Below are 26,492 nucleotides of genomic sequence, written 5' to 3'. Positions count from 1 at the left end.
CCCAGTGGAGTAGAGTAATGGATCGGCCGGGCGAAACCACGCATTTTGGCTTCAGGAACGTTCCCCTCGGGGACAAGCAGACGCTGGTGAACGACGTGTTTCACAGCGTGGCCTCGCGCTATGATCTGATGAACGACCTGATGTCCGGTGGCCTGCACCGGGTCTGGAAGGACATCATGATCACGGCACTCGACCCGCCGAGGGGCGATCGGCCGTTCGCCCTGCTCGACGTTGCCGGTGGCACCGGCGACATCGCGTTCCGCGCCGCCAGAGCGGCCGGCCCCGGCTTCCATGCCACGGTCTGCGACATCAATTCCGACATGCTCGCGGTCGGCCGCGAGCGCGCCGCCAAACAGCATCTCGACACCCGGGTCGATTTCGTCGAGGGTAATGCCGAAGCGCTCGGCTTCGCCGACCGCAGCTTCGACGCATATACGATCGCGTTCGGCATTCGCAATGTGCCGCAGATCGATCTGGCGCTGCGCGAGGCCTATCGCGTGTTGAAGCCCGGCAGCCGCTTTCTCTGCCTGGAATTCTCCACCGTCGAGATGCCCGGGCTCGACAAGCTCTATGATCTGTTCTCGTTCAAGGTGATCCCGCCGCTCGGCCGCATGGTCACCGGCGACGCCGAATCCTACCAATATCTCGTCGAGTCCATCCGCAAGTTTCCAAGGCCCGCTGCGTTCGCCGACATGATCCGCGAGGCCGGCTTTGCCCGCGTTAGCTGGCAGACGCTCTCCGGCGGCATCGTCGCACTGCATTCGGGCTGGCGTTTGTGATCTCTGCCTTCACCCACATTGCGCGCCTGATCCGCGCCGCGTTCGTGTTCGCGCGCGAGGGCGTGTTCGGCTCGGTCGATCCGAGCCTGGTGCCGCCGCCGGGACAGCTCGCGCTGAAGCTGGCGCGACTCGTCGAACGCCGCGGCACCAAGCACGGCCCGCGGATCGCGCGCGCGCTGACGCGGATGGGCCCGGCCTATCTCAAGCTCGGGCAGTTCCTGGCCACGCGCCCCGACGTGGTCGGCGTCATCATGGCGCGCGACCTCGAAAGCCTCCAGGATCGCCTGCCGCCGTTCTCGCAGGCCGAAGCGGAAGCTGCGATCACGACGTCGCTGGAGCGTCCGCTGACGGACATCTTCGCAAGCTTCGGCCCGCCGGTCGCGGCGGCCTCGATCGCCCAGGTGCACCGCGGCGAGGTGTTGCGCGACGGCGTTCGCAGGTCGGTCGCGATCAAGGTGCTCAGGCCCAACGTCGCCACGCGCTTCCGCCGCGATCTCTCGGATTTCTTCTTCGTCGCGCACAAGGCCGAAGCCTATTCCTCCGAAGCGCGGCGTCTGCGCCTGATCGAAGTCATCAACACCATGTCGCGCTCGGTCGCGATGGAGATGGACCTGCGGCTCGAGGCCGCAGCACTGTCGGAGATGGCGGAAAACACGCGTGACGACCCTGATTTCCGCGTGCCCGATGTCGACTGGGATCGCACCACCCACAACGTGCTGACGATGGAGTGGATCGACGGCATCGCGCTGAACGACCACAAGCGCCTTGCAGCGGCGCAAGTTGACCTGCCCGATCTCGGCCGCAAGGTGATCCAGAGCTTCCTGCGGCACGCGCTGCGCGACGGCTTCTTCCACGCGGACATGCATCCGGGCAATCTGTTCCTCGATGATGCCGGCCGCCTGGTCGCGGTCGATTTCGGCATCATGGGCCGGCTCGGGATGAAGGAGCGGCGCTTCCTCGCCGAAATCCTGCTCGGCTTCATCACCCGCGACTATCGCCGCGTGGCGGAGGTGCATTTCGAGGCTGGCTACGTGCCCGCGCATCATTCGGTCGAGAATTTCGCGCAAGCGATCCGCGCCATCGGCGAGCCGATTCACAATCGAACGGCGGAAGAGATCTCGATGGCACGGCTGTTGACGCTGCTGCTCGAGGTCACCGGCCTGTTCGACATGACCACGCGGCCCGAGCTGATCCTGCTGCAGAAGACCATGGTGGTGGTCGAGGGTGTGGCGCGCGGCTTCGACCCCAAGCTCGACATCTGGAAAATTGCCGACCCCGTGGTGCGCGAATGGATCGAGCGCAATCTCGGACCCATCGGCCGGGTACAGGGCGCGCTCGCCGGAACCGGGGACATTGCACGGGTCCTGATGCGCCTGCCGGAGATCGCCGAACGGTCGGTGAAGGTGCTCGAGCAGCTCGAGACCATGACCCGGGACGGCATAAGGCTGTCGCCGGAGAGCATCGCGGCGATGGGCCGCAGCGAGGGCCGCAAGAACCGCTGGCGCACCGTGGCGCTCTGGATCATCGCCGCGACCTTCATAGGCATCCTGATCGCCGTCCGGAATCTATGATTGCATTGCAATCATGTGAATGATAGCATCGCCATCATTCCGCGCTGGAGGGGCGTCATGGCAAGCCTGACCATCCGCAAGCTCGACGACGCCGTGAAAACCTATTTGCGGCTGCGCTCGGCCAAGAACCGCAGATCGGTGGAGGAGGAGGTCCGGGTCATCCTGCGGGAGCTGATCGAGGGCCGCGAGGAACCGCTGACGCCATTTGCGGTCCCGCCAGCAGCGTCCGCCGCCCCGACGCCTCTGCGCAGCGGCGCCCTCCCCGAAGCCAGCGTCACCCTGATCATCGGCGGCGGCATCGCAGGCTACAAATCGCTCGACCTGATCCGCAGGCTGAAGGAGCGCCGCATCGAGGTGCGCTGCGTGCTGACCAAGGCGGCGCAGCAATTCGTGACCCCGCTGGCGGTCAGCGCACTTTCCCACGAGCGCGTCTACACCGACCTTTTCGACCCTCAGAGCGAGTTCGACGCCGGACACATCCGCCTCGCGCGCGACTGCGACCTGATCGTGGTGGCGCCTGCGACCGCAGATCTGATGGCCAAGATGGCGAACGGCCATGCCGACGATCTCGCCAGCGCCATCCTGCTCGCGACCAACCGCAAGGTGCTGCTGGCACCGGCGATGAACCCGCTGATGTGGAGCAACGCAGCAACGCGCCGCAACGTCGCGCAGCTCCAGCGTGATGGCGCGGTCCTGATCGGGCCGAACTCGGGCGAAATGGCGGAAGCGGGTGAAGCGGGCATCGGCCGCATGTCGGAAGCGATCGAGATCGCCAATGCTGCCGAGCGGCTGCTGCGACCGCCGGTGCCGAAGCCGCTTGCCGGCAAACGCGTGCTGATCACCGCAGGCCCCACGCACGAGGCGATCGATCCCGTCCGCTACATCGCCAACCGCTCCTCAGGCAAGCAGGGCTTTGCCATTGCAGCCGCGGCGCAGGCGGCAGGCGCCGAGGTGATTCTGGTCAGCGGCCCGGTCGATCTCGACGATCCCCCCGGCGTGACGGTGAAGCACGTCGAATCGGCGCGGCAAATGCTGGAGCAGGTGCAGGCCGCGCTTCCTGCCGACGTCGCGATCTTCGCCGCCGCGGTCGCCGACTGGCGCGTCGCCAACGAGGGCGAACAGAAGCTGAAGAAGACCGCAGGCAGCATGCCGCCGCTTCAGCTGGTCGAGAACCCGGACATCCTCGCCACGATCTCGAAGCTGACCGACAGGCGCCCGCCACTGGTGATCGGATTTGCCGCCGAGACCGAACACCTCATCGACAACGCCAAAGCGAAATTCGCCCGCAAGGGCTGCGACTGGATCGTCGCCAATGACGTCTCGCCGGCGACTGGCGTGATGGGCGGCGACCGCAACACGGTCCACCTCCTCAGCCGCAAGAACGATGCGAAGAACGGCGAGATTGCGGTTGATTCCTGGCCGGTAATGACAAAGGAACAGGTCGCTATCGAGCTGGTCGCGCATATCGCAAGGAGCGTGACCGACAAATCCCGGGAGCCGGCATCTTGAGCACGACGGTCACGGTCGAACTGCAGCGCCTCGCCCACGCCGAAGGTCTGCCGCTGCCGGCCTATCAGACGGCGGAGGCTGCCGGTCTCGACCTGATGGCCGCCGTGCCGGAGAATGAGCCGATGACGCTCGCCCCCGGCCAGTATGCGCTGGTGCCGACGGGCCTTGCGATCGCATTGCCCGCCGGGCACGAGGCCCAGGTTCGGCCGCGCTCCGGCCTAGCGGCCAAGCACGGCGTTACCGTGCTGAACTCGCCGGGCACGATCGATGCGGACTACCGCGGCGAGATCAAGGTGATCCTGATCAATCACGGCGCGGCGCCCTTCGTGATCAAGCGCGGCGAGCGCATCGCCCAAATGGTGATCGCGCCGGCGATGCAGGCAGCGCTGGTTCCCGTAGCCACCTTGTCGACGACCGATCGTGGCGCCGGCGGCTTCGGCTCGACCGGCCGCTAACCCAGCACGATTCCAGCCGAATCATCCCAGAGAACGACGTGTGTTGGAACAACGCGCCCGGCATTTTTGTGGGGCCGCCTTTGCGTTCACGATCTGGACTCTTACCGGCGGAGTCGCGGTGAGGGTATTGTCCTTTGATTCGCGCGCGACGGGGGTCGCCGCGCGCAGATTCGTGCGGTCTTGGGGCAACTATGTCAGGCGTGATCGTGTCGATGCGTCGGACGCTGTTGTCGTGCACATCGTTGGCGCGCAACGGCTTGGTGGGTGGCGCTCTCGCAGCGCTGCTGCCGGCTGCGCCGGCTCAGGCCGCCGACCTCATCGACACTCTCTCCGTCATGCTGGATTTCAACCGGCAGGAAATCGCGGTGCTCGCCACCGCGCTGGCTCTGCTCGGCTTCTCGGTCATGGCCGCGATCCTCTTGATGCGCACGCGCGTGCGCACGGCAAACAGCGAGGCGCGGCTGCGTGCCCGAATCGGGGAACTGCAGCTCCAGGCCGACCGCTTCGGCGCGCTGCTGTTCGCGGAGCCGCAGATCCTGATCTCCTGGCCGGCGGGCGACAACCGTGCGCAGATTTCCGGCGACATCTCGATGGTGCTGCCGCGTGATTCCTCGCCGCAGCGCGTGCTCGCGTTCGGAACCTGGCTGCCGCCGGAGCCCGCGTTCCAGATGGACCATGCGGTCGACGCGTTGCGCGATCGTGGCGACGGGTTCCAGCTGACCTTGACCACCGCGCACGGCCATACGCTGGAGGCGATCGGCCGCGCCATCGGCGGCCAGGCCATCGTCCGGATTCGCGAGCTCTCCGGTCTCCGCCGCGACCTGGCCGAGACCAATCTGCGCTACAAGGCACTCTCCGACGAAACCGAGATGCTGCGCGGCTTTGCCGCCGCCGCACCCTGGCCGATCTGGGCCAAGGGCGAGAATGGCGCACTGACCTACGCCAACCCGGCCTATGTGCGCGCCACCGAGGCGAACAGCGTCACCGATGCCCAGGAGCGCAAGCTCGAGCTGCTCGACAGCGCCGACCGCACCGCGATGGAGCGGGGGCTGAAGGACGCCGCCAACTTCACTTCGCGGCTGCCGATCGTGATCGGCGGCGAGCGGCGCATCTTCGACGTGCGCGCCGTCAATGTCGGCCGCGGCAGCGTCGGCATCGCGATCGACGCCAGCGAGGCGGAGGCGCTGAGCTCGGCGCTGGTGCGAATGGCGGAGGCGCACCGCCGTACGCTCGACCAGCTCTCTTCCGGCGTTGCCGTGTTCGACGGCCAGCGCCGCCTCGCCTTCTACAACGATTCCTATCGGCGGCTGTGGGACCTCGACCGCACCTTCCTCGACGCCAATCCCGACGATTCCAGCGTGCTCGACCAGCTCCGCGCGGCGCGCAAATTGCCGGAGCAGCCTGACTTCCGCGCCTGGAAAGCCAAGCTGCACGAAGCCTATCGCGCAGTCGAGACCGCCAAGGACACCTGGTTCCTGCCCGACGGCCGCGCGCTTTCGGTGGTCACCACGCCGAATCCGGAAGGGGGCGTCACCTATCTCTTCGACGACGTCACCGAAAGCCTCGACCTCGCCCGCCGCTTCGACGGCCTGATCCGGGTTCAGCGCGAGACGCTGGACAGCCTCGCCGAGGGCGTTGCGGTGTTCGGCAGCAACGGCAAGGCGCAGCTGTTCAATCCGGCCTTCGTCCGGATGTGGAAGCTCTCGAGCGATGCCATGCGCGACGAGCCGCACATCCAGACAGTGGAAGGCTGGTGCCATCAGCTCTGCGATGATCCCGTCGTCTGGCGTCAGATCCGCGAGGCCGTCACCTCGATCGAGAACCGCGCCGACGTGCCGCTGAAGCTGGAGCGCAAGGACGGCAGCGTGCTCGACGGCATGATCCGGCCGCTGCCCGACGGCGCCACCATGCTGACGTTCCAGGACATCACCGACACCGAGAATGTCGAGCGGGCGCTGCGCGAGCGCAATGAGGCGCTGGAGGCTGCCGACCAGATGAAGGTGGATTTCGTCCACCACGTCTCCTACGAGCTGCGCTCGCCGCTCACCACCATCATCGGCTTTGCGCATTTCCTCAGCGATCCCTCGACCGGGCCGCTGACGCCGAAGCAGGCCGAATATCTCGACTACGTCACCAAATCGACCAACGCGCTGCTCGCGCTCACCAACAACATCCTCGATCTCGCCACCATCGACGCCGGCGCGATGAAGCTGGAACTCGGGCAGGTCGACGTCAGCAAGGCCATCGAGCTCGCCGCCGAGGGTATCCAGGACCGGCTCGCCACCGACCGTATCCGTCTCAAGGTCGAGATCGCGCCGGATGTCGGCAGCTTCACCGGCGACGAGAAGCGTGTGGTGCAGGTGCTCTATAACCTCCTTGCCAATGCCGTCGGGTTCTCTCCACAGGATTCCACGGTCGGGATCAGCGCGCGGCGCACCGAACACAGCGTGGTCTTCACCGTGACAGATTCAGGCCCTGGAATACCGGCCGACATGAAGGACAAGGTGTTCAACTGGTTCGAAAGCCGCTCGCAGGGCTCGCGTCACCGCGGCGCCGGGCTCGGCCTGTCGCTGGTGCGCTCCTTCGTCGAGCTGCACGGCGGCAAGGTGCGGGTGGATTCGACGGTCGGCCGGGGCACGGTCGTGATCTGCGACTTCCCAACCGACCAGGCGGCGCATCGCGACGCCGCCGAATGAGCAAGCCCATCACATTCTCGGTCGCGCTCCACAACGAGACGGCGACTGCGCAATTGATGGCCGATCTCGCGCTGCTGATCGGCCCCGGCGACGTCATCACTCTCACCGGCGACCTCGGTGCCGGCAAGACCGCGGCGGCGCGCAGCCTGATCCGCTATCTCGCCGGCGACGAGGAGCTGGAAGTGCCGAGCCCGACCTTTACGCTGGTTCAGGGCTACGAGCTGCCGCCCTTCCCGGTGCTGCATGCCGATCTCTACCGGGTCGAGGACGGGAGCGAGCTCGAGGAGATCGGGCTGTCGCCGCTCCCCGATGCCACGCTGCTGCTGATCGAATGGCCCGAGCGTGCGCCGTCGGCGATGCCTGAGGACCGCATCGACATCGCACTGACGCACCGGCCGGCACTGGGCTCGAATGCACGCGCCGCCGACATCACCGGCCATGGCAGGTGCGCCGCGCAAGTCGCGCGGCTGAAGGCGCTGCGGGAATTCCTCGATGCATCCGGCTATATGGATGCGACACGCAGGCGCATGGCCGGGGACGCCTCGACCCGCTCCTATGCGCGGCTGCTGCGCGAGGGCGAAACCGTCATTCTCATGAACTTTCCGCAGCGGCCCGACGGCGCGGCGCTCTACAACGGAAAATCCTACAGCGCCGCCGTGCATCTCGCCGAGAATGTCAGACCCTTCGTCGCGATCGCCGAAGGCCTGCGCGCGCAAGGCATCTCCGCGCCCGCGATCCATCATTCCGATCTCGATCATGGCTTCCTGATCACCGAGGATTTCGGCAGTGAAGGCGTCATCGAGGGCGATCCTCCGCGCCCGATCGCGGAGCGCTACGAGGCCGCGACCGATGTGCTGGCCACGCTGCATGGCAAGACGCTGCCGGCAACATTGCCGCTCGCGGATCAGACCTATGCCATTCCCGTCTTCGACACCGAAGCGCTGCTTGTCGAGATCGGGCTGATGCCGGAATGGTATCTGCCCGATCGCAACGCACCGCTGAGCGATGAGGCGCGCTCCGAGTTCTTCACGATGTGGCGCGAGTTGCTCGTGAAGCCGCTCTCGGCGCCGAAGACCTGGGTCATTCGCGACTACCACTCGCCCAACCTGATCTGGCTCGAAGATCGCACCGGCATCGAGCGGGTCGGCGTGATCGACTTCCAGGACACCGTGCTCGGACCGCAATCCTACGACGTGGTGTCGCTGCTGCAGGACGCCCGCATCGACGTGCCCGAGACCGTCGAGCTGACGCTGCTGTCGCGCTACATCAAGGCACGGCGTGCGCAGGACACGGGCTTCGATGCCGCCGGCTTCGCCGAACTTTATGCCATCATGTCGGCGCAGCGGAACACGCGCCTGCTCGGCACCTTCGCCCGGCTCAACCGCCGCGACGGCAAGCCGCATTATCTGCGTCACCAACCGCGAATCTGGACCTATCTCCAGCGCTCGCTGGCGCACCCCGCGCTCGGAACCTTGCGCGCCTGGTATCTCGCCAACGTCCCCCCGCCTCAAGCCTGATTCAGGGCCCGATTTACCGGCCGTTAGCCAAGACACCGATATTCTGGCGGCGAGGGAGCCGGAGAATTACGGGGCTGGAGCGGGCAGATGGCGGTAAAGACGGACCAGCGCGGCAACAGCCGGGTTGTTTTCGAACGCGGGATTCCGGCCCAGATGATGGGAATCGACGGCACCTGGCGGCGCGACTGCACCATGGAGGACGTCTCCGACAGCGGTGCCAAGCTGACCATCGACGGTTCGGTCGAAGGCCTGCACCTCAAGGAATTCTTTCTCCTGTTGTCGTCGACCGGGCTCGCCTATCGGCGCTGCGAGCTTGCCTGGGTCAATGGCGACCAGATCGGCGTCAATTTCCTCAAGGTGGGCGACAAGAAGAAAAAGGCGCGTTCCACAGCCGTTGGAGCGTGACGGCAACACCCGTCGTACAACCGTCACGGCGGCTGGCTAAGGCGGTCGAGATGCCGTGCGGCTGATCGAGCCTCGTGTTAGGGTTGCTGCGAAGGCGAAAGGTCTGAGAAAGCGAAGGATGCCCGTCAAACCGACCAAGGCCATGGTGCTCGCCGCAGGGTTTGGCCTGCGCATGCGTCCGCTGACGGACAAGATGCCGAAGCCGATGGTGCCGGTGGCCGGCCAACCGCTGCTCGACCACGTGCTCGACAAGCTCGGCAGGGCAGGCGTGACCGAGGCCGTGGTCAATGTCCATTACCTGCCGGACCAGATCATCAATCACACCGCATCGCGCCAGCATCCGCGCGTGATCATCTCCGACGAGCGCGACCAGGTGCTCGGCACCGGCGGCGGCGTGGTCAAGGCGCTGCCGCTGCTCGGCCACGCGCCGTTCTTCCACGTCAATTCCGACACGCTATGGATCGACGGTGTGCGCCCGAATCTTTCGCGGCTTGCCGAAACCTTCGACCCCGCGCGTATGGACATCCTGCTCCTGATGGCACCGACCGCGACCAGCATCGGCTATAGCGGCCGCGGCGATTACGGCATGCTGCCGGATGGCGCCCTGCGCAAGCGCAAGGAGAAGGAAGTCGTTCCGTTCGTCTATGCCGGCGCGGCGATCCTGTCGCCGTCGATCTTTGCCGAAGCGCCCGGGGGCGAATTCTCGCTGACGAGAATGTTCGATCGCGCCAACGAGCAGGAGCGGCTGTTCGGCCTTCGCCTCGACGGCGTCTGGATGCATGTCGGCACGCCTGATGCCGTGCATGCGGCAGAGGAGGCGTTTCTCGAGAGCGTGGTGTAGCCACTTCTGTCATTCCGGGGCGCGCGCAAGTGCGAACCCGGAATCTCGAGATTCCGGGTTCGATGCTCCGCATCGCCCCGGAATGACAACAGGAGAGTGGGGACGATTCCTCCCGCACCCATGACCATTCGACCTCGCCTGCTTATATTGCCTGATCCTTCGAATCAGGCAGTCCATGCGCGTTTTCAGCGTCCCCATCTCAGTTCCGTTCCTGCGCACGGTCGTCTCGGCCCTGCTCGACGGCCGGCTGGTCGAGGGCTTTCAGGCCCGCAATGAACCTGCGCGGCTGGCGGATGCCACGCTGTACCTGCCGACGCGACGCGCAATGCGCGTCGTCCGCGAGATCTTTCTCGACGAGATGAAGGCAGACGCCGTCGTGCTGCCGCGCATCGTCGCGCTCGGCGACATCGACGAGGACGAGCTCGCCTTCGCCGATGAAGGCGAGCAGTTCTCCGGCGCGACGCCGCTGGACATTCCGCCGCGGCTCGGCGAGCTCGAACGCCGGCTGACGCTGGCGCAGCTGGTCGCGGCCTGGGCCAAGGGCCCGGTGCTGTCCCCATTGGTCGTCGGCGGTCCTGCATCGACGCTTGCGCTGGCCGGAGATCTCGCGCGCCTGATCGACGACATGGTCACGCGCGGCGTCGACTGGAGCACGCTCGATGGGCTCGTGCCCGACAACCTCGATCGTTATTGGCAGCACTCGCTCGAGTTTCTGCGGATCGCGCGGATCGCCTGGCCCAGTCATCTCGCCGAGATCAACCGGATCGAGCCGGCGGCGCGGCGCGATCTCCTGATCGCGGCCGAAGCCCGGCGCCTGACCGCGCATCCGAACGGACCGGTGATCGCGGCGGGTTCGACCGGCTCGATGCCCGCCACCGCGAAATTCCTCCACGCGGTCGCATCGCTGCCGCATGGAGCGGTGGTGCTGCCGGGGCTCGACACCGATCTCGACGACGATGCCTGGCGCAGCATCGGCGGCGTGCGCGATGCGCTCGGCAAATTCGCGGAGCATCCGGCCTCAAACCATCCGCAATACGCCATGCATGCACTGCTGGATCGCTTCGGCATCAAGCGCAGCGATGTCGAGATTCTTCAGCCGCCGGCCAAAGGTGGCCGCGATCTGCTCGCCTCGGAATCGATGCGACCGTCGGCCAAGACGGAGGTCTGGCACGACCGGCTGAAGCAGCCTGATGTCGCCGCGAGGATCGCCGCCGGCATGACGAACCTTGCGGTCGTCGAAGCCCCCAACCCCGAGATGGAGGCGCTCGCCATCGCCATCGCCATGCGCGAGGCGCGCCATCTCGACAAATCGGCGGCGCTGGTGACGCCGGATCGCGCATTGGCGCGGCGGGTGATGGCGGCGCTCACCCGATGGGATCTCGCTTTCGATGATTCCGGCGGCGATGTGTTGATGGAAACGTCGGCCGGCGTCTTTGCTCGCCTCGCTGCGGAGGCCGCGACCAAGGGCCTGGAGCCGCCGACACTGTTGGCGATGCTGAAGCATCCGCTGTGCCGGCTCGGCCGCGCGCCCGGCGCATGGAAGGCGGCGATCGCGGGACTCGAGCTCGCGCTGTTGCGCGGCACGCGCCCACCCGCGGGCACCGCAGGCCTCCTGCGCGAATTCCGTCGCTTTGGCGAGGAGCTGGCAAAGCTGTGGCGCAGCGAGATGTCCGCGCTGCATAAGGCCGAGCCACGCGCGCGCCTCAAGGCGGAGGATCTTGATCGCATCCAGGCGCTCATCGAGGTCTTGCAGAAGGCGCTGGCGCCGGTCGAGAGCCTCCCCTCATCGAGATCATACGACTTCGCCGAGATTGCGCATCGGCATCGCGAGGTCATGATCGAGCTGTCCCGCGACGAGCAGGGGATTCCTTTCGCCTTCGAGGATCGCGATGGTCTCGCACTCGCGAATGCCTTCGACGACCTCCTGCGCGGGGGCACGACCAGCGGATTGATGGTGCCGCTGCCCGATTACCCCGACGTCTTCCAGACGGCGTTCAGCGACCGCGCGGTGCGCCGGCGCGACAGACCGGGCGCGCGCTTGCAGATCTACGGCCCGCTGGAATCCCGCCTGATGCAGGCCGACCGCATCATCGTCGGTGGCCTGATCGAAGGTGTCTGGCCGCCGGCCCCGCGCATCGATCCCTGGCTCAGCCGGCCGATGCGGCACGAACTGGGGCTCGACCTGCCGGAGCGCCGCATCGGCCTGTCCGCGCATGATTTCGCGCAGTTGCTCGGCGGCGACGAGGTGATCCTCACCCATTCCGGCAAGGCCGGCGGCGCACCGGCCGTGGCTTCGCGCTTCCTGCACCGGCTGGAAGCGGTGGCAGGCGACGACCTCTGGATGGCGGCCATTCGCGCCGGCGAGAAATACGTGCAGTTCGCCACCGCGCTGGACCAGCCCGCCAAGGTCGAGCCGATCAAGCAACCCGAGCCGCGGCCACCACGCGCAACGCGGCCGACAAGCATGTCGGTCACCGCGGTCGAGGACTGGCTGCGCGATCCCTACACGATCTACGCAAAGTTCATCTTGCGTCTCGCTGCGCTCGATCCTGTCGACATGCCGCTCTCGGCCGCCGATCGCGGTTCCGCCATCCACGAGGCTCTTGGCGAGTTCACCAAGACTTATGCCGGGCGTTTGCCCGACGATCCCGCCCGTGTGCTGCGCGCCATCGGCGAGAAGCACTTTATGCCGCTGATGGAGCGCCCCGAGGCACGGGCGCTATGGTGGCCGCGCTTCCAGCGCATCGCGCGCTGGTTCGGCGAATGGGAGACCGCGCGGCGCGATGCGATCGAGACCATCGCGGCTGAGACACGCGGCGAGATCTCGATCGCGCTCGACAATAACCGCAGCTTCCGCCTTTCTGCCGTCGCCGACCGCATCGAGCGGCGGAAGGGTGGCTCCTATGCCATCCTCGACTACAAAACCGGACAGCCACCAAGCGACAAGCAGGTTCGCGTGGGGCTGTCGCCGCAATTGACGTTGGAGGCTGCAATCCTGCGCGAAGGCGGTTTCCCTGATATCGACGCCGGTTCATCGGTAAGTCAGCTCGTCTATGTCCGTCTCAGCGGCAACAATCCGCCGGGCGAAGAGCGGATCGTCCAGCTCAAGATAAATAAAGGTGACGAACCGATCCCCCCGGATACGGCCGCCGCCGAAGCGCGGGCCAAGCTGGAAGCGCTGGTCCGCGCCTTCGAGGACGAGAGCCAACCCTATACCTCGCTGAACCTGCCGATGTGGGCGAACCGCTACGGCACCTATGACGACCTCGCCCGCATCAAGGAATGGTCGGCGGCCGGCGGATTGGGGATCGAGGAATGGTGAAGGCGCCCCGACCCATCCCGGACGAGGTGCGCGCGCGGCAGGCGCGCGCGTCGGATCCGACCGCCTCGGCTTTCGTGTCGGCCAATGCCGGCTCGGGCAAGACCCATGTGCTGGTGCAGCGCGTGATCCGCCTGCTGCTGTCGGGCGTCCCGCCGGAAAAGATCCTCTGCATCACCTTCACCAAGGCCGCCGCCGCCAACATGGCCGAGCGCGTGTTCACCACGCTCGGGCATTGGGTGACGCTGGACGATTCCGCGCTCGATGCGGCAATCCGAGCCGTCGGCATCCCCCACCCGAGCGCAAAACTGCGGCGCGATGCGCGAAAGCTGTTCGCCTGCGCGCTGGAGACGCCGGGCGGGCTGAAGGTGCAGACCATCCACGCCCTGTGCACGCGCCTGCTCCAGCAATTTCCGTTCGAGGCCAACGTGCCGGCGCGCTTTGCCGTGATCGACGAACGCGACCAGACCGACATGATGGAACGCGCCAATCTGAAGGTGCTGCTGGAGGCCGCACGCGCCCCTGATAGCGTCACCGGCCGCGCGCTGCTGACGGCGATGGCGAGCGCCGCGGATGTCACCTTCAAGGAGGTCGTGCGGGAAGCGTGTCTCAGCCGCGATCATTTCATGGCCTGGACCGACGAGGCTGGTAACGCAGAGGCCGCGGCGGCGCAAATGGCAGCCGTCCTGGGTGCCGACAGCGGCGATCGCATCGAGGACGTCGAGACAGAGATTCTCGACGGCCCGTTCCTGCCCCGATCGCGCTGGGACGACATCGCCGCTGCGCTGGAAGACGGCAGCAAGTCGGACAATGACCAGGCTGCCCGGCTGCGCGAGGCAAAGGTCTTTTCCGGCAGCGCTCAGGTCGATGCCTATCTCTGCGTCTTCCTCACCGACGAGAAACTCCCGCGCAAAGCGGTGCTGACGAAGAAGCTTTGCGACCACAACCCGTCCGTCGCGCGCCTGTTCGAAGCGGAAGTCCAGCGCCTTGCAGGATTGATCGAGAAGCGCCGCGCGGTAACCATGCGCGACCGTACCGCGGCCCTGCTGCATATCGCGACCGCCGCTGCCGCGAACTACCGCCGCGAGAAGCAGGAGCGCGGGCTGCTCGACTATGACGATCTGATCGACAAGACGCTGGCGATGCTGAACCGCGTCGCCTCGGGCTGGGTGCATTACAAGCTCGATCGCGGCGTCGACCACGTCCTGATCGACGAAGCCCAGGATACGAGCCCGCGGCAATGGGACATCGTGGCGCACATCATCTCGGAGTTCACGGCCGGCGAAGGCGCGCGCGAGGGGTTGAACCGCACCATCTTCGCGGTCGGCGATGAGAAGCAGTCGATCTTCTCGTTCCAGGGCGCCGCGCCCCACGAATTCGACGCGCGACGGCGCGAGCTGCATCGCAGGTTCACGGCGGCCGGGCTAAAATTCGATCCGGTCGCCTTCACCTATTCGTTCCGTTCGGGCGCGACGATCCTGCATTCAGTGGATCACGTCTTCCGCGATCCCCAGATCTACAAGAGCATCCATTCGGTCGACATCGGCCATCCCCTGCACAATGCGCTAGCCGATGCAGGGCCGAGCGTGATCGAGCTGTGGGATCTCGCAGAGGCCGATGAGAGGCAGGACATCGAGGGCTGGCGCGCGCCGTTCGACGGCGTCGCGGTCACCAGCCCTGAAGTCAAGCTCGCGCGCCGCATCATGACCGAGATCAAGCGGCTGGTCGAGAGCGGCACGCTGACGGGACACGAAGGCGAGCGCCGCCCGCTGCGCTATGGCGATATGCTGATCCTGGTGCGTCGGCGCGGCAACGCCTTCGACGCCGTGATCCAGGCGTTGAAGCATGCTGGCGTTCCGGTCGCGGGCGCCGACCGCCTCAAGCTCACCGAGCATATCGCCATCATCGACCTGATGAACCTCGCCGACGCGCTGCTGTTGCCTCAGGACGACCTCGCGCTCGCGGTTGCGCTGAAGAGCCCGCTGTTCGGGCTCGACGACGACGACCTGTTCACGCTGGCCTGGGACCGCAAAGGCTCGCTGCGCCGCGCGCTCGGCGAACATGCGGGCACAAGCGAGAAGTTCGCCGCGGCGTTGCGGCGCCTGGAAGCCTGCGAGATCCGTGCCCGCGAGGAGACGCCGTTCGCGTTCTATGCATGGTTGCTCGGCGGGGACGGCGGGCGCGCGCGCATCCTGCGCCGGCTCGGGCACGAGGCCAATGATGCGCTCGACGAATTCCTGGAGCTCGCGCTGAACTACGAGCGCAAGGCGCCGGCCTCACTGCAGGGCTTCATGGCCTGGCTGCGCTCGGCCGACACCGAGGTGAAGCGCGACATGGAGATCTCGCGCGACGAGGTGCGGGTGATGACCGTGCACGGCGCCAAGGGCCTGGAGGCGTCCGTCGTGTTCATGGTCGACACCACATCCTCGCCCGCGGATTCGCAGCGGCTGCGCCTGATCCACGTGCCGCGCGGCAATGGCGGCAAGGTCGTGGTCTGGGCCGGGCGCAAGGCCGATGATCCCAAGCCGGTCGCCGAGGCGCGCAAGGCGATGCTCGAGGAGACCGAGGACGAATACCGCCGCCTGCTCTATGTCGCGATGACGCGCGCGGCCGACCGGCTGATCGTCGGCGGCTGCATGCCCGGCAACATGAAGACGGTCCGCAAGCTGAGCTGGTACGATCTCGTCAACACCGGGCTCGCCGGCTCGGGACTGGACAAGCAGGTCATCGAGACGCCGCTGGGCAAGGCGACCCGATTCGCCCGGCCGGAGGATGTCGCAGCGCTGGGCACGCCCGCGCCATCAATGCACCAGACCATCGCGTTGCCGGACTGGCTGCGGACAACGGCTCCGCGCGAGACCATCGACGATGATCCCGTGCGCCCCTCGGGCCAGTCCGCCGAGGAAGGCCGCAGCGTGAGATCAGGCGAATCAATCCAGTCGCGCGCACTGGCGCTGCAGCGCGGCACATTGGTGCATCGGCTGCTGCAATCCCTGCCCGACATCGCCGTCGCGCGCCGGCGCGAGGCCGCGCTCGGCTTCATGGCCCGCAACGCCTCGGACTGGCCGGAGGCCGACCGCACCGCGCTGGCCGACAAGGTGCTCGCCTTGATCGCTGAACCGCGTTTCGCCGCAGTCTTCGGCCCCGGCAGCCGGGCGGAGGTCGCCATCGCGGGCAGGCTGGAGCGACCGGGTCGCCCCCCGGCCTTGGTATCGGGGCAGATCGACCGGCTGGTCGTTCGCTCCGATGAGGTGCTGATCGTCGACTTCAAGACCAACCAGGCGGCTCCAAGGAGCGCCGCCGAGGCGCCGCCGGCCTACGTCCGCCAGCTTGCGCTGTACCGGGCGGTGCTGTCGCAGCTTTATCCCCAAACCCCGATCAGGGCCGTTCTGCTCTGGACCGAGGCCCTTGAATACATGGAGATTTCGGCCCCCGCGCTGGACGCGGCGCTGGCATCCCTTCATCTCGGCGTGAGCCTCCTTGACCCGGCAAGAGGCCGTTCATAGGTTGGATCCATGATCCCGGGCGCGATTCCAGGTCGCGCCGCTTCTTTCAACCGAGTGAGGTACTCCCAATGGCCGTTGGCAAGGTTTCCGACGCGGATTTCGAAACCGAAGTGCTCAAGGCGAACGGCCCCGTGGTCGTCGATTTCTGGGCCGAATGGTGCGGCCCCTGCCGCATGATCGCGCCCGCCCTCGATGAGATCGCCGGCGCTATGGGCGACAAGGTGAAGATCGTCAAGCTCAACGTCGATGAGAGCCCGAAGACCGCGTCCAAGTACGGCGTGATGTCGATCCCGACCCTGATGATCTTCAAGGGCGGCGAGATGGCCTCCCGCCAGGTGGGCGCTGCGCCGAAGGCGAAGCTGCAGCAGTGGATCACCTCCGCGGTCTGATCCACCTCGAAGATTATTTTCGAAACGGCCGGCCAAAGCCGGCCGTTTTGCGTTGATGGGGCGTATTCAGCGTATGACGAGTCCCGCCCTTGCCAGCCCCACCCGCGAAGCGCGCCCGAAGATCGGCCTCTCTCGTTGCGATGGAGGCGCGCTCGGTCGATGAAATCCCGCGCGGCAAGGAATGGCAGTACGAGCCGAAATGGGATGGCTTCCGCTGCCTGCTGTCGCGCAACGGCGGCAACGTCGATCTGCGCTCGAAGTCGGGCGAGGACCTCGCACGCTACTTCCCGGAAGTCGTCGCCGCCGCCTCAGGGCTGAAGGCGGACCACTTCACGCTCGACGGCGAGCTCGTGGTGCCGCACGGCAAAAGCTTTTCCTTCGACGCGCTGCTGCAGCGGATTCATCCGGCTGCGAGCCGCGTGAAGAGGCTCTCGGTGGAGACGCCGGCGCTCTATCTCGCCTTCGATCTGCTCGCGACGGCCCGCGACAAAGGGCTGGCTGAGAAGACGCTGCGCGAGCGACGGCCGGCCCTGGACGCTTTTGCGGAATCCTACCTCAAGGACAGCATTTTCCGGCTGTCTCCCGCGACAGCGAGTTACGCCACCGCCAGGAAATGGCTGGCACAATCCGGCGGCGGCTCCGATGGAATCATCGCCAAGCGCACCGACCTGCCCTACCAGGCGGGAAATCGCGACGGGATGCAGAAGATCAAGAAATTCCGCAGCGCCGATTGCGTCATTGGCGGCTTCCGCTACGCCACGAACAGGATCGCCGGACGCAAGGTGGTCGGCTCCCTGCTGCTCGGGCTCTACGACGATGGCGGCTTGCTGCACCATGTCGGCTTTACCTCGGCCATCAAGGCGGAGGCGAAACCAGCCCTGACCGACCGGCTCGAAGCGTTGATCGGCGAGCCCGGGTTCACCGGCAACGCGCCGGGCGGACCAAGCCGCTGGTCGACCGAGCGCTCGGCGAAATGGTGCCCGCTGAAGCCGAAGCTCGTGCTCGAGGTCTGCTACGACCATTTCAGCGGCGAGCGGTTTCGCCACGGCACCTCGATCCTGCGCTGGCGTCCCGACAAGGCGCCGCGACAATGCACGTTCGAGCAGCTGAAGCAGAAGGTGGCCGATCCGATGAAGCTGTTGAAGCGTCCGTAGTGAACAGCTACTTGATCCATCCCGTCGCCAGCGCGTTCGCCAATTCCGGCTGGCCGTTGCGACGCGCCAGCGCGGCCATCGCCTCGTGATCATACACGATATGGCGGAACGTCACCTGCCAGGCTGCATCGACAAGTTCGAGGACCGCATAGCGGGCGTGCGGCGTGCCGGCTTCGACGACATGCGGGAATGGATGCTTGTCGCGAAAACCGGGACTGCCAACGCTGCCGGGATTGACGATCACGCGGCCGTCGCGCAGGCGGACGGCGCGGGCGAGATGGGTGTGGGCGCAGAGGATGAGCGACTGCGTGATCCCTCCCGCAAACTGCTCGATGCGATCGAGCGGCGACAGCGCCACCGCGCCGTCGGGATGCACAGTGTCGAGCCAATAGACCTCATCGTTCTCGGGTGTCGCGTGGCAGAGAAACACCCGATCGCGGAACACGCGTGTCATCGGCTGCGCGCGCAGCCAGTCGAGCTGCGCGGCGTCGAGCGCTGCATGGGCGGGACGATCCCACGAGCCCATCTTTTCCGGAACGCGGTCGATCAGATAGCGATCGTGATTGCCGAGCACGTGCACGGCGTCGAGCTGCATGAGGACCTCGATGGTTCGCCGCGCATCGAGCGGACCGCTCAGCATGTCTCCGAGGTTGACGATATCGCTGATGCCCTGAGCACGGATGTCCGCGAGGACAGATTCCAGAGCGAGGTAGTTTCCGTGGATGTCGGCAATCGCAGCAAAACGCATGGGCACGCACCGTACCCCCGGATGGAGCGCAGCGCAGTCCGGGATTTTGACAGTCGTGGAAAGATACCCGGATTGCGCTGCGCTCCATCCGGGCTGCGCAGGCTCATGCAGGAGGCGTGCCGTTGATCGCAAGCACGTGGCCGGCGAGATATAGCGAGCCGGTGATCAGGATGCGCGGCGGCGCCTCGTAGGCGAGCTTTGCCAATGCACGCAGGGCCGCTTCGATTCCCGGCGCGGGCTCCACGCGCATGCCGAGGCTGCGCGCGGCATCCGCCAGACGGTCGACCGGCATCGCGTTTTCGGTATCGGGAATCGGCACTGCGATGATGTGACGGGTGAGGCCGGCGAAGTTGGCCAGAAAGCCCTTCGCGTCCTTGTTGGCCATCATGCCCGCGATGACCACCAGCGGCCGCGACACCCGCTCTTCGAGATCGCCGAGCGCCGCCGCCGCGACGCGCCCGCCCTCGGCATTGTGGCCGCCGTCGAGCCAGATCTCCGAGCCCTGCGGGCCCCAGGACAGCAGCTCGCCGGAGGCGAGGCGCTGCATCCGCGCCGGCCATTCGGCGCCGACGATGCCGGCCTCGAACGCTGCGTGGTTGACCTTGAAGCCCGGAACGGCACGCAGCGTTGCGATGGCAAGGCCGGCATTGGCGAATTGGTGACGGCCGAACAGGCGCGGCGCCGGCAGATCCATCAAGCCGCGATCGTCGGAATAAACCAGACGCCCGCGCTCGACGTTGACGTGCCAGCTCTCGTTTGCGGCGAACAGCGGCGCGCGCATGCGCTTCGCCTGCGCCTCGATCACTTCCATTGCCTCCGGCATCTGCTCGGCGCAAACCACGGGGACGCCGCGCTTGATGATCGCGGCCTTCTCGCCCGCGATCGATGCGAGCGTATCGCCGAGGAAGTCCATGTGGTCCATGCTGACGGGCGTGATCACGCAGGCGGCCGGTGCATCGATCACGTTGGTCGAATCGAGCCGGCCGCCGAGGCCGACTTCGAGCAGCACCACGTCTGCCGGGTTCTGCGCGAACAGCAGGAAAGCGGCGGCCGTCTTCAACTCGAACAATGTCGCAGGCTCGCCGGCATTGACCCGTTCGACCTCTTCCAGCGCGACGCGCAGCGCCTCGTCGTCGACGAGCACACCGCCGCCCACGCGGCCGAGCCGGAAGCATTCGTTGATGCGGACGAGATAGGGCGAGGTATAGGCGTGGACGCGCAGGCCAGCCGCCTCCAGCGTCGCGCGCAGATAGGCGAGCGTCGAGCCCTTGCCGTTGGTGCCGGCGATATGGATCACCGGCGGCAGCTGACGTTCGGGGTGGCCGAGCCGCTCCAGCAGGCGGTGCATCCGCTCGAGCCCGAGATCGATGCGTTTCTGATGCAGGGCAGACAGCCGCGCGATCAATTCGTGAAGCGGTGTCTTTCCGCTGTCAGCGGACGCGTTCACGCGTGCGGCGCAGCCGGCGCCGTCTCGGCAGCCGATACGATCTGCGCCGGGCTAGCGACCGGCTGCACCGGCTTCGATGCGCTGTCCTGCGCCGGCGCCTTGGTCAGCAGGCGGCATAGCCGCGCCAGGGTGGGGCGCAATTCGTGCCGATGCACGACCATGTCGACCATGCCGTGCTCCTTCAGGTACTCGGCGCGCTGGAAACCCTCGGGCAACTTCTCGCGGATGGTCTGCTCGATCACGCGGGCACCGGCAAAGCCGATCAGCGCGCCGGGCTCGGCGATCTGCACATCGCCGAGCATCGCGTAGGATGCGGTGACGCCACCGGTGGTCGGATTGGTCAGCACGACGATGTAGGGCAGCTTTGCCTCTCGCAGCATCTGCACCGCCACCGTGGTGCGCGGCATTTGCATCAGCGACAGGATGCCCTCCTGCATGCGCGCGCCGCCAGATGCAGCGAACATGATGAAGGGCGACTTCTTCTCGACCGCGAGCTCCATTCCGCGCACGATCGCTTCGCCCGCGGCCATGCCGAGCGAACCGCCCATGAAGTCGAAGTCCTGCGCGGCGACGACGACCGCTGCGCCTTCGAGCTTGCCGTAGCCGATCTTGACCGCATCGTTGAGATTGGTGCGCGCCCGCGCATCCTTGATGCGGTCGACATACTTCTTCTCGTCACGGAACTTGAGCGGATCGGGCGTGACCTCAGGCAGCGCAACATCGAACCAGGTCTCGTTGTCGAAGATCGACTTCAACCGCGCCACCGCGCCCATGCGCATGTGGTAGTTCGAGCCGGGAATGACGAACTGGTTGGCCTCGACGTCCTTGTAGAACACGAGCTGTCCGGAATCCGGGCACTTGATCCACAGGTTCTCCGGCGTCTCCCGCCGCAGCATGTTGCGGATCTTCGGCCGGACCACGTTGGTAAGCCAGTTCATGGTTTGCTCCGATGTGCGAACCCGCCTCGCGGATCGCCTGAAGGGATATATGGCGGCCGGGCCGCTGCCCGGCAAGCCGCCGTGTCGCCCGCCTCAAGAGCGGAATTATGGCCTATTCCGCCGCCTGTTGCGCGCCCTTGACGCCCTGGGCCAGGGCCGCGGTCAATTCCGCGACCGCGTTTACGGTTCTTGCGGTTGCCCGTCCTTCGGCGTCGAGGCTGTTCTTGAGCGCATCGACGAGCGCGGTGCCGACCACCGCGCCGTTGGCATGCGAGGCAATAGCGCGCGCCGTCTCCGGCGTGCGGATGCCGAAGCCGACGCACACGGGCAGCCTGGTATGTCGCTTGATGCGGGCCACGGCCTCACTGACAGCGGTGGAGTCCGCGGCTGCCGCTCCGGTGATGCCGGTGATCGAGACGTAGTAGACGAACCCCGAGGTGTTGGCGAGCACGGCCGGCAGGCGCTTGTCGTCGGTCGTCGGCGTCGCCAGGCGGATGAAGTTGAGGCCGGCCTTCAGCGCGGGCAGGCAGAGTTCGTCGTCCTCCTCCGGCGGCAGATCGACGATGATGAGACCGTCGACACCAGCGCTCTTCGCATCGACCAGGAACTTGTCGACGCCGTAGATGTAGATCGGGTTGTAATAGCCCATCAGCACGATTGGCGTCGCGTTGTCGTCCTTGCGGAAGCCGCGCACGAGCTCGAGCGTCTTCTTCAGCGTCATGCCGGCCTTGAGCGCGCGCAGACCGGCGGCCTGGATCGACGGGCCATCGGCCATCGGGTCGGTGAAAGGCATGCCGATCTCGATCACGTCCGCGCCGGACTTCGGCAGCGCCTTGATGATCTCGAGCGAGGTCGCCGGATCCGGATCGCCGGCCATCAGGAAGGTCACGAAGGCGGGGCGGCCTTGCTTGGCAAGCTCGGCAAAACGGGTGTCAATACGCGTGGTCACTTCTTGCCCCTCAGGATGTCGCCGACTTGCGGGACGTCCTTGTCGCCGCGGCCGGAGAGGTTGACGACCATCAGGTGATCCCTGGGCCGCTTCGGCGCGAGCTCCACCACCTTGGCGATCGCGTGCGCGGGCTCGAGCGCGGGGATGATGCCTTCGAGCTTCGACAGCAGTTGGAATGCGGCGAGCGCTTCGTCATCGGTCGCGGAGAGATAGGTCACGCGGCCGACCTCGTGCAGCCAGGAATGCTCGGGCCCGATACCGGGATAGTCGAGGCCGGCCGAGATCGAATGCGCGTCCTGGATCTGGCCGTCGGCATCCATCAAGAGATACGTACGGTTGCCGTGCAGCACGCCCGGACGGCCACCTGCGATCGAGGCCGCGTGAAGCTGCGTCAGCCCGTGGCCCGCGGCCTCGACGCCGAAGATCTCGACGGCGGGGTCGTCGAGGAACGGATGAAACAAGCCCATGGCATTCGAACCGCCGCCGATGCAGGCGATCAGCGAATCCGGCAGGCGTCCCTCGATCTCCTGCATCTGCGCCTTGGTCTCGTTACCTATGATCGACTGGAAGTCGCGCACCAGCGCCGGATAGGGGTGGGGACCGGCCACCGTGCCGATGCAATAGAACGTGTTGTGCACGTTGGTGACCCAGTCGCGCAGTGCCTCGTTCATGGCGTCCTTGAGCGTGCGCGTGCCCGACTGGACCGGCATCACCTTGGCGCCCAGCATCTCCATGCGGATGACGTTGGGCTGCTGCCGCTCGACGTCGACGGCGCCCATATAGACCACGCATTCGAGGCCGAAGCGCGCGCACAGTGTCGCCGTGGCGACACCGTGCTGGCCGGCGCCGGTCTCGGCGATGATGCGCTTCTTGCCCATGCGCCGCGCCAGCATGATCTGGCCGAGCACGTTATTCACCTTGTGCGAGCCGGTGTGGTTGAGCTCTTCGCGCTTGAGGTAGATCTTGGCGCCGCCGAGATGCTCGGTGAGACGCTCGGCGAAATAGAGCGGCGAGGGGCGGCCGACATAGTTCTTGAGGTAGCCGTTCATCTCGGCCTGGAATGCCGGGTCAGCCTTTGCTTCGCTGTAGGCTTTCTCCAGATCGAGGATCAGCGGCATCAGGGTTTCGGCGACGAAGCGGCCGCCGAAAATGCCGAAATGGCCGCGCTCGTCCGGGCCACTGCGATAGGAGTTTGGTTTGGCGATGTTCATCGGGCGCTCGATTCTTGACTTGCATCTTGGCTTGCGCGCGCGGCGCGGATGAAGGCCTTGATCATCTCGGGGTCCTTGACGCCGGGGGCGCTCTCGACCCCCGAAGAGACATCGACGCCGCGGGCGCGGGTAACGCGCAGGGCCTCGGCGAGGTTGTCAGCGCGCAATCCGCCAGAGACCATGTAGGGCAATTTGAGATCGAGCTTTTCCAGGAGGTGCCAGTCGAACGGCTCCCCCAGCCCGCCGGGGCGCGTCGCATCCTTCGGCGCGCGCGCATCGAACAGGATGCGGTCGGCGACCGCGGCATAGCCCGGCAGCACGGCGAGATCGGCTGCTGTCGCAACCGGGACCACCTTCATCACCGGGCGGCCGAACCGCTGCTTGATGTCACGCAGCCGCGCCACGCTCTCCTTGCCGTGGAGCTGGAGAACATCTGGCGACAACGCGTCCATGATGTTGTCGAGCGTCGCATCGTCGGCATCGACGGTAAGCGCCACCTTTAGCGCGCGCCCTTTCACCTGGCGGCCGAGCTCACGGCCGAGTTCCAGGGAGAGATGCCGCGGCGACGGTGGAAAGAACACGAGCCCCACCATGTCGGCGCCCGCGTCGAGCGCGACGTCGAGCGTCTCGCGTGTCGACAGGCCACAGATTTTGACGAGCAGGGACATGGTCACAAAGCAAATGGAGGCCGCAGGTCAGCGGCCGGAAATCGGGCTTTCGGTTGCGGCCGCTTCTACAACGTCGCGCGCTGCTTGTCTCGCCCGATGGGCCCGTACAGGCCCACCCCCGAGGGAACGGGAAGGCGCTCGGAGTCGGGCTTCGCTGCGGTCGCCTGGGCACGCAGCCCGGCCAGTTCGGCCCGGGCCGCCCGAGCCTCCGCATCATTCCGCCGTGCCGCGCGCCGCCAGCGCCGCTGGCCGAACCAGACGGCAGAGCCTCCCGCGAAGACCCCAATGGCCGCCACCAGGATCAGCAGCAGGAACAGCGGCAACGTGATCGACAGTGACGGATCTTCGGAAATGAAGGGGTCGAAAGAAACCGTAACGAAATGCCGGTTGGCGACCGCGAACGCCACCAGGATCACGCCCAGCGGAATCACGATCAGCGCGGTCAGGAACTTTCGCATCTCGCTTCGCTCGCCTACATCAAGCTCGCCGCCGCATCATGCGCGACCGCGGGAAACCCAGAGGCCGTCGCTGGAGCATGATCCGCAAAGGTGCGCAGCAGTTTTCCATGCTCAAACATGAACTAAAGCGCGAACATGGCGCTTTAGTCGGCCGCCCCCGGATCCGGATGGCCGCGGTTCAGCCGCTCTCGCATTTCCTTTCCGGTCTTGAAGAACGGAACGCTCTTCTGATCGACCGGAACGTGAGCGCCCGTGCGTGGATTGCGCCCTGCACGAGCTGGGCGATGCTTGACCGAGAAGGCACCGAAGCCACGCAGCTCGACGCGATCACCGCGTGCGAGGGCCGCTACGATCTCTTCGAGAATCGCATTCACAATGTTCTCGACATCCCGCTGGTACAGATGCGGGTTGTGCTCGGCGATACGCTGAACAAGTTCGGATTTGATCATCGAGAGATAGGACCCGGAAGCGTGCGGATGACCATTTCCGTGAAAATACCTTGATCTGTCAAGACGCTAAATCAAGGCTGAGTGTCGTGAAAATGCGTGACAAATGCCGAAAAAGCGGGCTGCCCCGGCACGCGTCAGACGGGAAAAATCTCCGAAACTCGCCTGCCGCCGGTCAGTTTGACGCAGCCGGCTGCCACAGCGCCAGCATTCCATCCATTCCGAGGCGATCGACCGCCTGTACGAGGCCGGTTTGCCCGATTTGATGCGCAATCGAACCCAAACCGATCGCTTCCAGCATTACGGCGGCGGCCGTCTTGAGGAACGGCAGGTCGCCAAAACGCGGCTGGAGCTTGTAATCGCGCACCGGAAGCCCCTTCTTGACGCCCTTGTGCTCGACCAGCCAGGTCACCGCCGTCTTCTCGTCGCCGATCTGGTCGATCAGCTTGAGATCGATCGCCTGGCGCCCGGTGAAGACGCGTCCATCAGCGACTTTTTCCAGCTGCGTGTCATCCATGCCACGCCGCTCCTTCACCATTCCCTTGAACCAGGCGTAGGAATCCTTGACCAGCGCGTCGAGCGCGGCCCGCGCCTCGGGACTGGTCGGCTCGAATCCGTTGGGCGCAGCCTTCAGCGGCGAGGACTTCACCTCCTCGACCTTGACGCCGATGGTCTTCAGGAGCTCGGAAACATTCGGATATTGGAACAGGACGCCGATCGAGCCGACCAGCGAACTCTGCTGCGCGATGATATGGTCGCTCGCGATCGCCGTGATGTAGCCCCCGGAGGCGGCCAAGCCCTCCACCACCACGACGAGCGGCTTCTTCGCCTTCAGCCGGACGAGCGAGTCGTAGAGCTGCTCGGAGCCGGCGGTGGTGCCGCCCGGCGAGTTGATATGAACGATGACGGCGGCAGCTTGGGAATTCTCGAGGCGCTCCAGCGCCTGCGTGCGATCGGAATCGCTCCGGATCAATCCATCGATATGAACGCGCGCGATCGAGCCGACGGACGCGAAGGTGCCGCGCGCACCCGGTGTCGCGATCAGCGCAAAGCTTGCAATCGCCGCAACCGCGATCAGCGCAGCCATCACGCGCCAGAACGTCAGCTTGCGGCGGATCCTGCGGCGATCGACGATGATGTCCGAATCGAGCGACATCGGAATATCTCCAAATGAAAGGCTGGGCGCGTTGTGCCGTCACAGCGTGACCATTGGCTTATCTGGATACATCAATTGCGGCGCAATTTGAACAAAACAAGACCTGCGACTGCGTAGCCCGGATGGAGCGCAGCGCAATCCGGGATTCGTGCCACGCTTGGAGCGGCCCCGGATTTTCGCTGCGCTCCATCCGGGCTCCGAGAACGACGAGCACAACAAAAAGCCCCGGCTTGCCAGGCTGTGTGGAAACGATTGGAGGCTCCGGGTAACCGGGGCCTCTTTTGCTTCAGGTGCTTTCAGGCTGCGGCGGTTTTGATGTTGATGGCGCGG

At 66.0% G+C, this 26,492-nt stretch carries 22 protein-coding genes; 12 read left to right on the top strand and 10 right to left on the bottom strand.

Annotation, left to right across the window (positions count from 1 at the left end; genetic code table 11):
- Positions 1-17 precede the first annotated feature (17 nt).
- The 12 genes from ubiE (at position 18) to ASG57_RS02490 (ending at position 18,141) form a co-directional block, all read left to right on the top strand.
- Positions 18-779 carry a bifunctional demethylmenaquinone methyltransferase/2-methoxy-6-polyprenyl-1,4-benzoquinol methylase UbiE gene (gene ubiE / locus ASG57_RS02545; RefSeq protein ID WP_024338580.1) on the top strand — a complete coding sequence of 254 codons (762 nt, stop codon included), beginning with the start codon at positions 18-20 and terminating at the stop codon, positions 777-779.
- Positions 776-2,350: a 2-polyprenylphenol 6-hydroxylase gene (gene ubiB / locus ASG57_RS02540; RefSeq protein ID WP_024338581.1), complete on the top strand. Its 1,575-nt coding sequence runs from the start codon at positions 776-778 to the stop codon at positions 2,348-2,350. The genes ubiE and ubiB overlap by 4 nt, the downstream gene beginning before the upstream one ends.
- A 57-nt stretch (positions 2,351-2,407) precedes the next feature.
- Positions 2,408-3,859 (top strand): bifunctional phosphopantothenoylcysteine decarboxylase/phosphopantothenate--cysteine ligase CoaBC, encoded by a 1,452-nt coding sequence (gene coaBC, locus ASG57_RS02535; RefSeq protein WP_024338582.1) that lies wholly within the window; start codon positions 2,408-2,410, stop codon positions 3,857-3,859.
- A complete protein-coding gene (gene dut, locus ASG57_RS02530; RefSeq protein ID WP_057195616.1) occupies positions 3,856-4,314 on the top strand; it encodes a dUTP diphosphatase in 459 nt (152 codons plus the stop codon). Before coaBC ends, dut begins: the two co-directional genes overlap by 4 nt.
- Before the next feature lie 191 nt (positions 4,315-4,505).
- Positions 4,506-7,010: a sensor histidine kinase gene (locus ASG57_RS02525; protein WP_057195615.1), complete on the top strand. Its 2,505-nt coding sequence runs from the start codon at positions 4,506-4,508 to the stop codon at positions 7,008-7,010.
- Positions 7,007-8,527, top strand: a complete 1,521-nt coding sequence (gene tsaE, locus ASG57_RS02520; protein ID WP_057195614.1) for a tRNA (adenosine(37)-N6)-threonylcarbamoyltransferase complex ATPase subunit type 1 TsaE — start codon at positions 7,007-7,009, stop codon at positions 8,525-8,527. Before ASG57_RS02525 ends, tsaE begins: the two co-directional genes overlap by 4 nt.
- 87 nt (positions 8,528-8,614) lie before the next feature.
- Positions 8,615-8,932 carry a PilZ domain-containing protein gene (locus ASG57_RS02515; RefSeq protein ID WP_024338586.1) on the top strand — a complete coding sequence of 106 codons (318 nt, stop codon included), beginning with the start codon at positions 8,615-8,617 and terminating at the stop codon, positions 8,930-8,932.
- A gap of 118 nt (positions 8,933-9,050) precedes the next feature.
- On the top strand, positions 9,051-9,773 hold the full coding sequence (locus ASG57_RS02510; RefSeq protein WP_057195613.1) for a nucleotidyltransferase family protein: 723 nt from the start codon (positions 9,051-9,053) through the stop codon (positions 9,771-9,773).
- Between the two features lie 175 nt (positions 9,774-9,948).
- Positions 9,949-13,095 carry a double-strand break repair protein AddB gene (addB, locus tag ASG57_RS02505; RefSeq protein ID WP_057195612.1) on the top strand — a complete coding sequence of 1,049 codons (3,147 nt, stop codon included), beginning with the start codon at positions 9,949-9,951 and terminating at the stop codon, positions 13,093-13,095.
- A complete protein-coding gene (gene addA, locus ASG57_RS02500; protein ID WP_024338589.1) occupies positions 13,089-16,598 on the top strand; it encodes a double-strand break repair helicase AddA in 3,510 nt (1,169 codons plus the stop codon). The genes addB and addA overlap by 7 nt, the downstream gene beginning before the upstream one ends.
- 68 nt (positions 16,599-16,666) lie before the next feature.
- A complete protein-coding gene (gene trxA / locus ASG57_RS02495; RefSeq protein ID WP_024338590.1) occupies positions 16,667-16,987 on the top strand; it encodes a thioredoxin in 321 nt (106 codons plus the stop codon).
- A 140-nt stretch (positions 16,988-17,127) separates the two neighbouring features.
- Positions 17,128-18,141, top strand: a complete 1,014-nt coding sequence (locus ASG57_RS02490; protein ID WP_024338591.1) for an ATP-dependent DNA ligase — start codon at positions 17,128-17,130, stop codon at positions 18,139-18,141.
- A gap of 7 nt (positions 18,142-18,148) precedes the next feature.
- On the opposite strand, the gene ASG57_RS02485 is transcribed toward ASG57_RS02490, so the two are convergent.
- From ASG57_RS02485 to ASG57_RS38915, 10 genes are all read right to left on the bottom strand, one after another.
- The gene (locus ASG57_RS02485) at positions 18,149-18,889 is read right to left on the bottom strand and encodes a metallophosphoesterase family protein (RefSeq protein ID WP_057195611.1); all 741 of its coding nucleotides are present in this window, start codon (positions 18,887-18,889) and stop codon (positions 18,149-18,151) included.
- Positions 18,890-18,992: 103 nt separating this feature from the next.
- Complete coding sequence (locus ASG57_RS02480) at positions 18,993-20,336, bottom strand: bifunctional folylpolyglutamate synthase/dihydrofolate synthase (RefSeq protein WP_024338593.1); 1,344 nt, start codon at positions 20,334-20,336, stop codon at positions 18,993-18,995.
- Positions 20,333-21,274 (bottom strand): acetyl-CoA carboxylase, carboxyltransferase subunit beta, encoded by a 942-nt coding sequence (gene accD, locus ASG57_RS02475; protein WP_024338594.1) that lies wholly within the window; start codon positions 21,272-21,274, stop codon positions 20,333-20,335. The genes ASG57_RS02480 and accD overlap by 4 nt, the downstream gene beginning before the upstream one ends.
- Before the next feature lie 112 nt (positions 21,275-21,386).
- Positions 21,387-22,223: a tryptophan synthase subunit alpha gene (gene trpA / locus ASG57_RS02470; RefSeq protein ID WP_024338595.1), complete on the bottom strand. Its 837-nt coding sequence runs from the start codon at positions 22,221-22,223 to the stop codon at positions 21,387-21,389.
- On the bottom strand, positions 22,220-23,434 hold the full coding sequence (gene trpB, locus ASG57_RS02465) for a tryptophan synthase subunit beta (protein WP_057195610.1): 1,215 nt from the start codon (positions 23,432-23,434) through the stop codon (positions 22,220-22,222). The genes trpA and trpB overlap by 4 nt, the downstream gene beginning before the upstream one ends.
- Positions 23,431-24,102 carry a phosphoribosylanthranilate isomerase gene (locus ASG57_RS02460; RefSeq protein WP_024338597.1) on the bottom strand — a complete coding sequence of 224 codons (672 nt, stop codon included), beginning with the start codon at positions 24,100-24,102 and terminating at the stop codon, positions 23,431-23,433. Before ASG57_RS02460 ends, trpB begins: the two co-directional genes overlap by 4 nt.
- 65 nt (positions 24,103-24,167) lie before the next feature.
- A complete protein-coding gene (locus ASG57_RS02455) occupies positions 24,168-24,560 on the bottom strand; it encodes a lipopolysaccharide assembly protein LapA domain-containing protein (RefSeq protein WP_024338598.1) in 393 nt (130 codons plus the stop codon).
- Positions 24,561-24,703: 143 nt separating this feature from the next.
- Positions 24,704-25,009 (bottom strand): integration host factor subunit beta, encoded by a 306-nt coding sequence (gene ihfB / locus ASG57_RS02450; protein ID WP_024338599.1) that lies wholly within the window; start codon positions 25,007-25,009, stop codon positions 24,704-24,706.
- A gap of 172 nt (positions 25,010-25,181) precedes the next feature.
- Complete coding sequence (gene sppA / locus ASG57_RS02445; RefSeq protein WP_024338600.1) at positions 25,182-26,162, bottom strand: signal peptide peptidase SppA; 981 nt, start codon at positions 26,160-26,162, stop codon at positions 25,182-25,184.
- 39 nt (positions 26,163-26,201) lie between these two features.
- The coding region (locus ASG57_RS38915) for a hypothetical protein (protein ID WP_210169284.1) at positions 26,202-26,492 on the bottom strand (291 nt) is incomplete at its 5' end.

The organism is Bradyrhizobium sp. Leaf396 (genome assembly GCF_001424605.1).
GTDB classification, from domain to species: domain Bacteria; phylum Pseudomonadota; class Alphaproteobacteria; order Rhizobiales; family Xanthobacteraceae; genus Bradyrhizobium; species Bradyrhizobium japonicum_C.
This window is presented reverse-complemented; position numbering and strand designations above follow the sequence as displayed.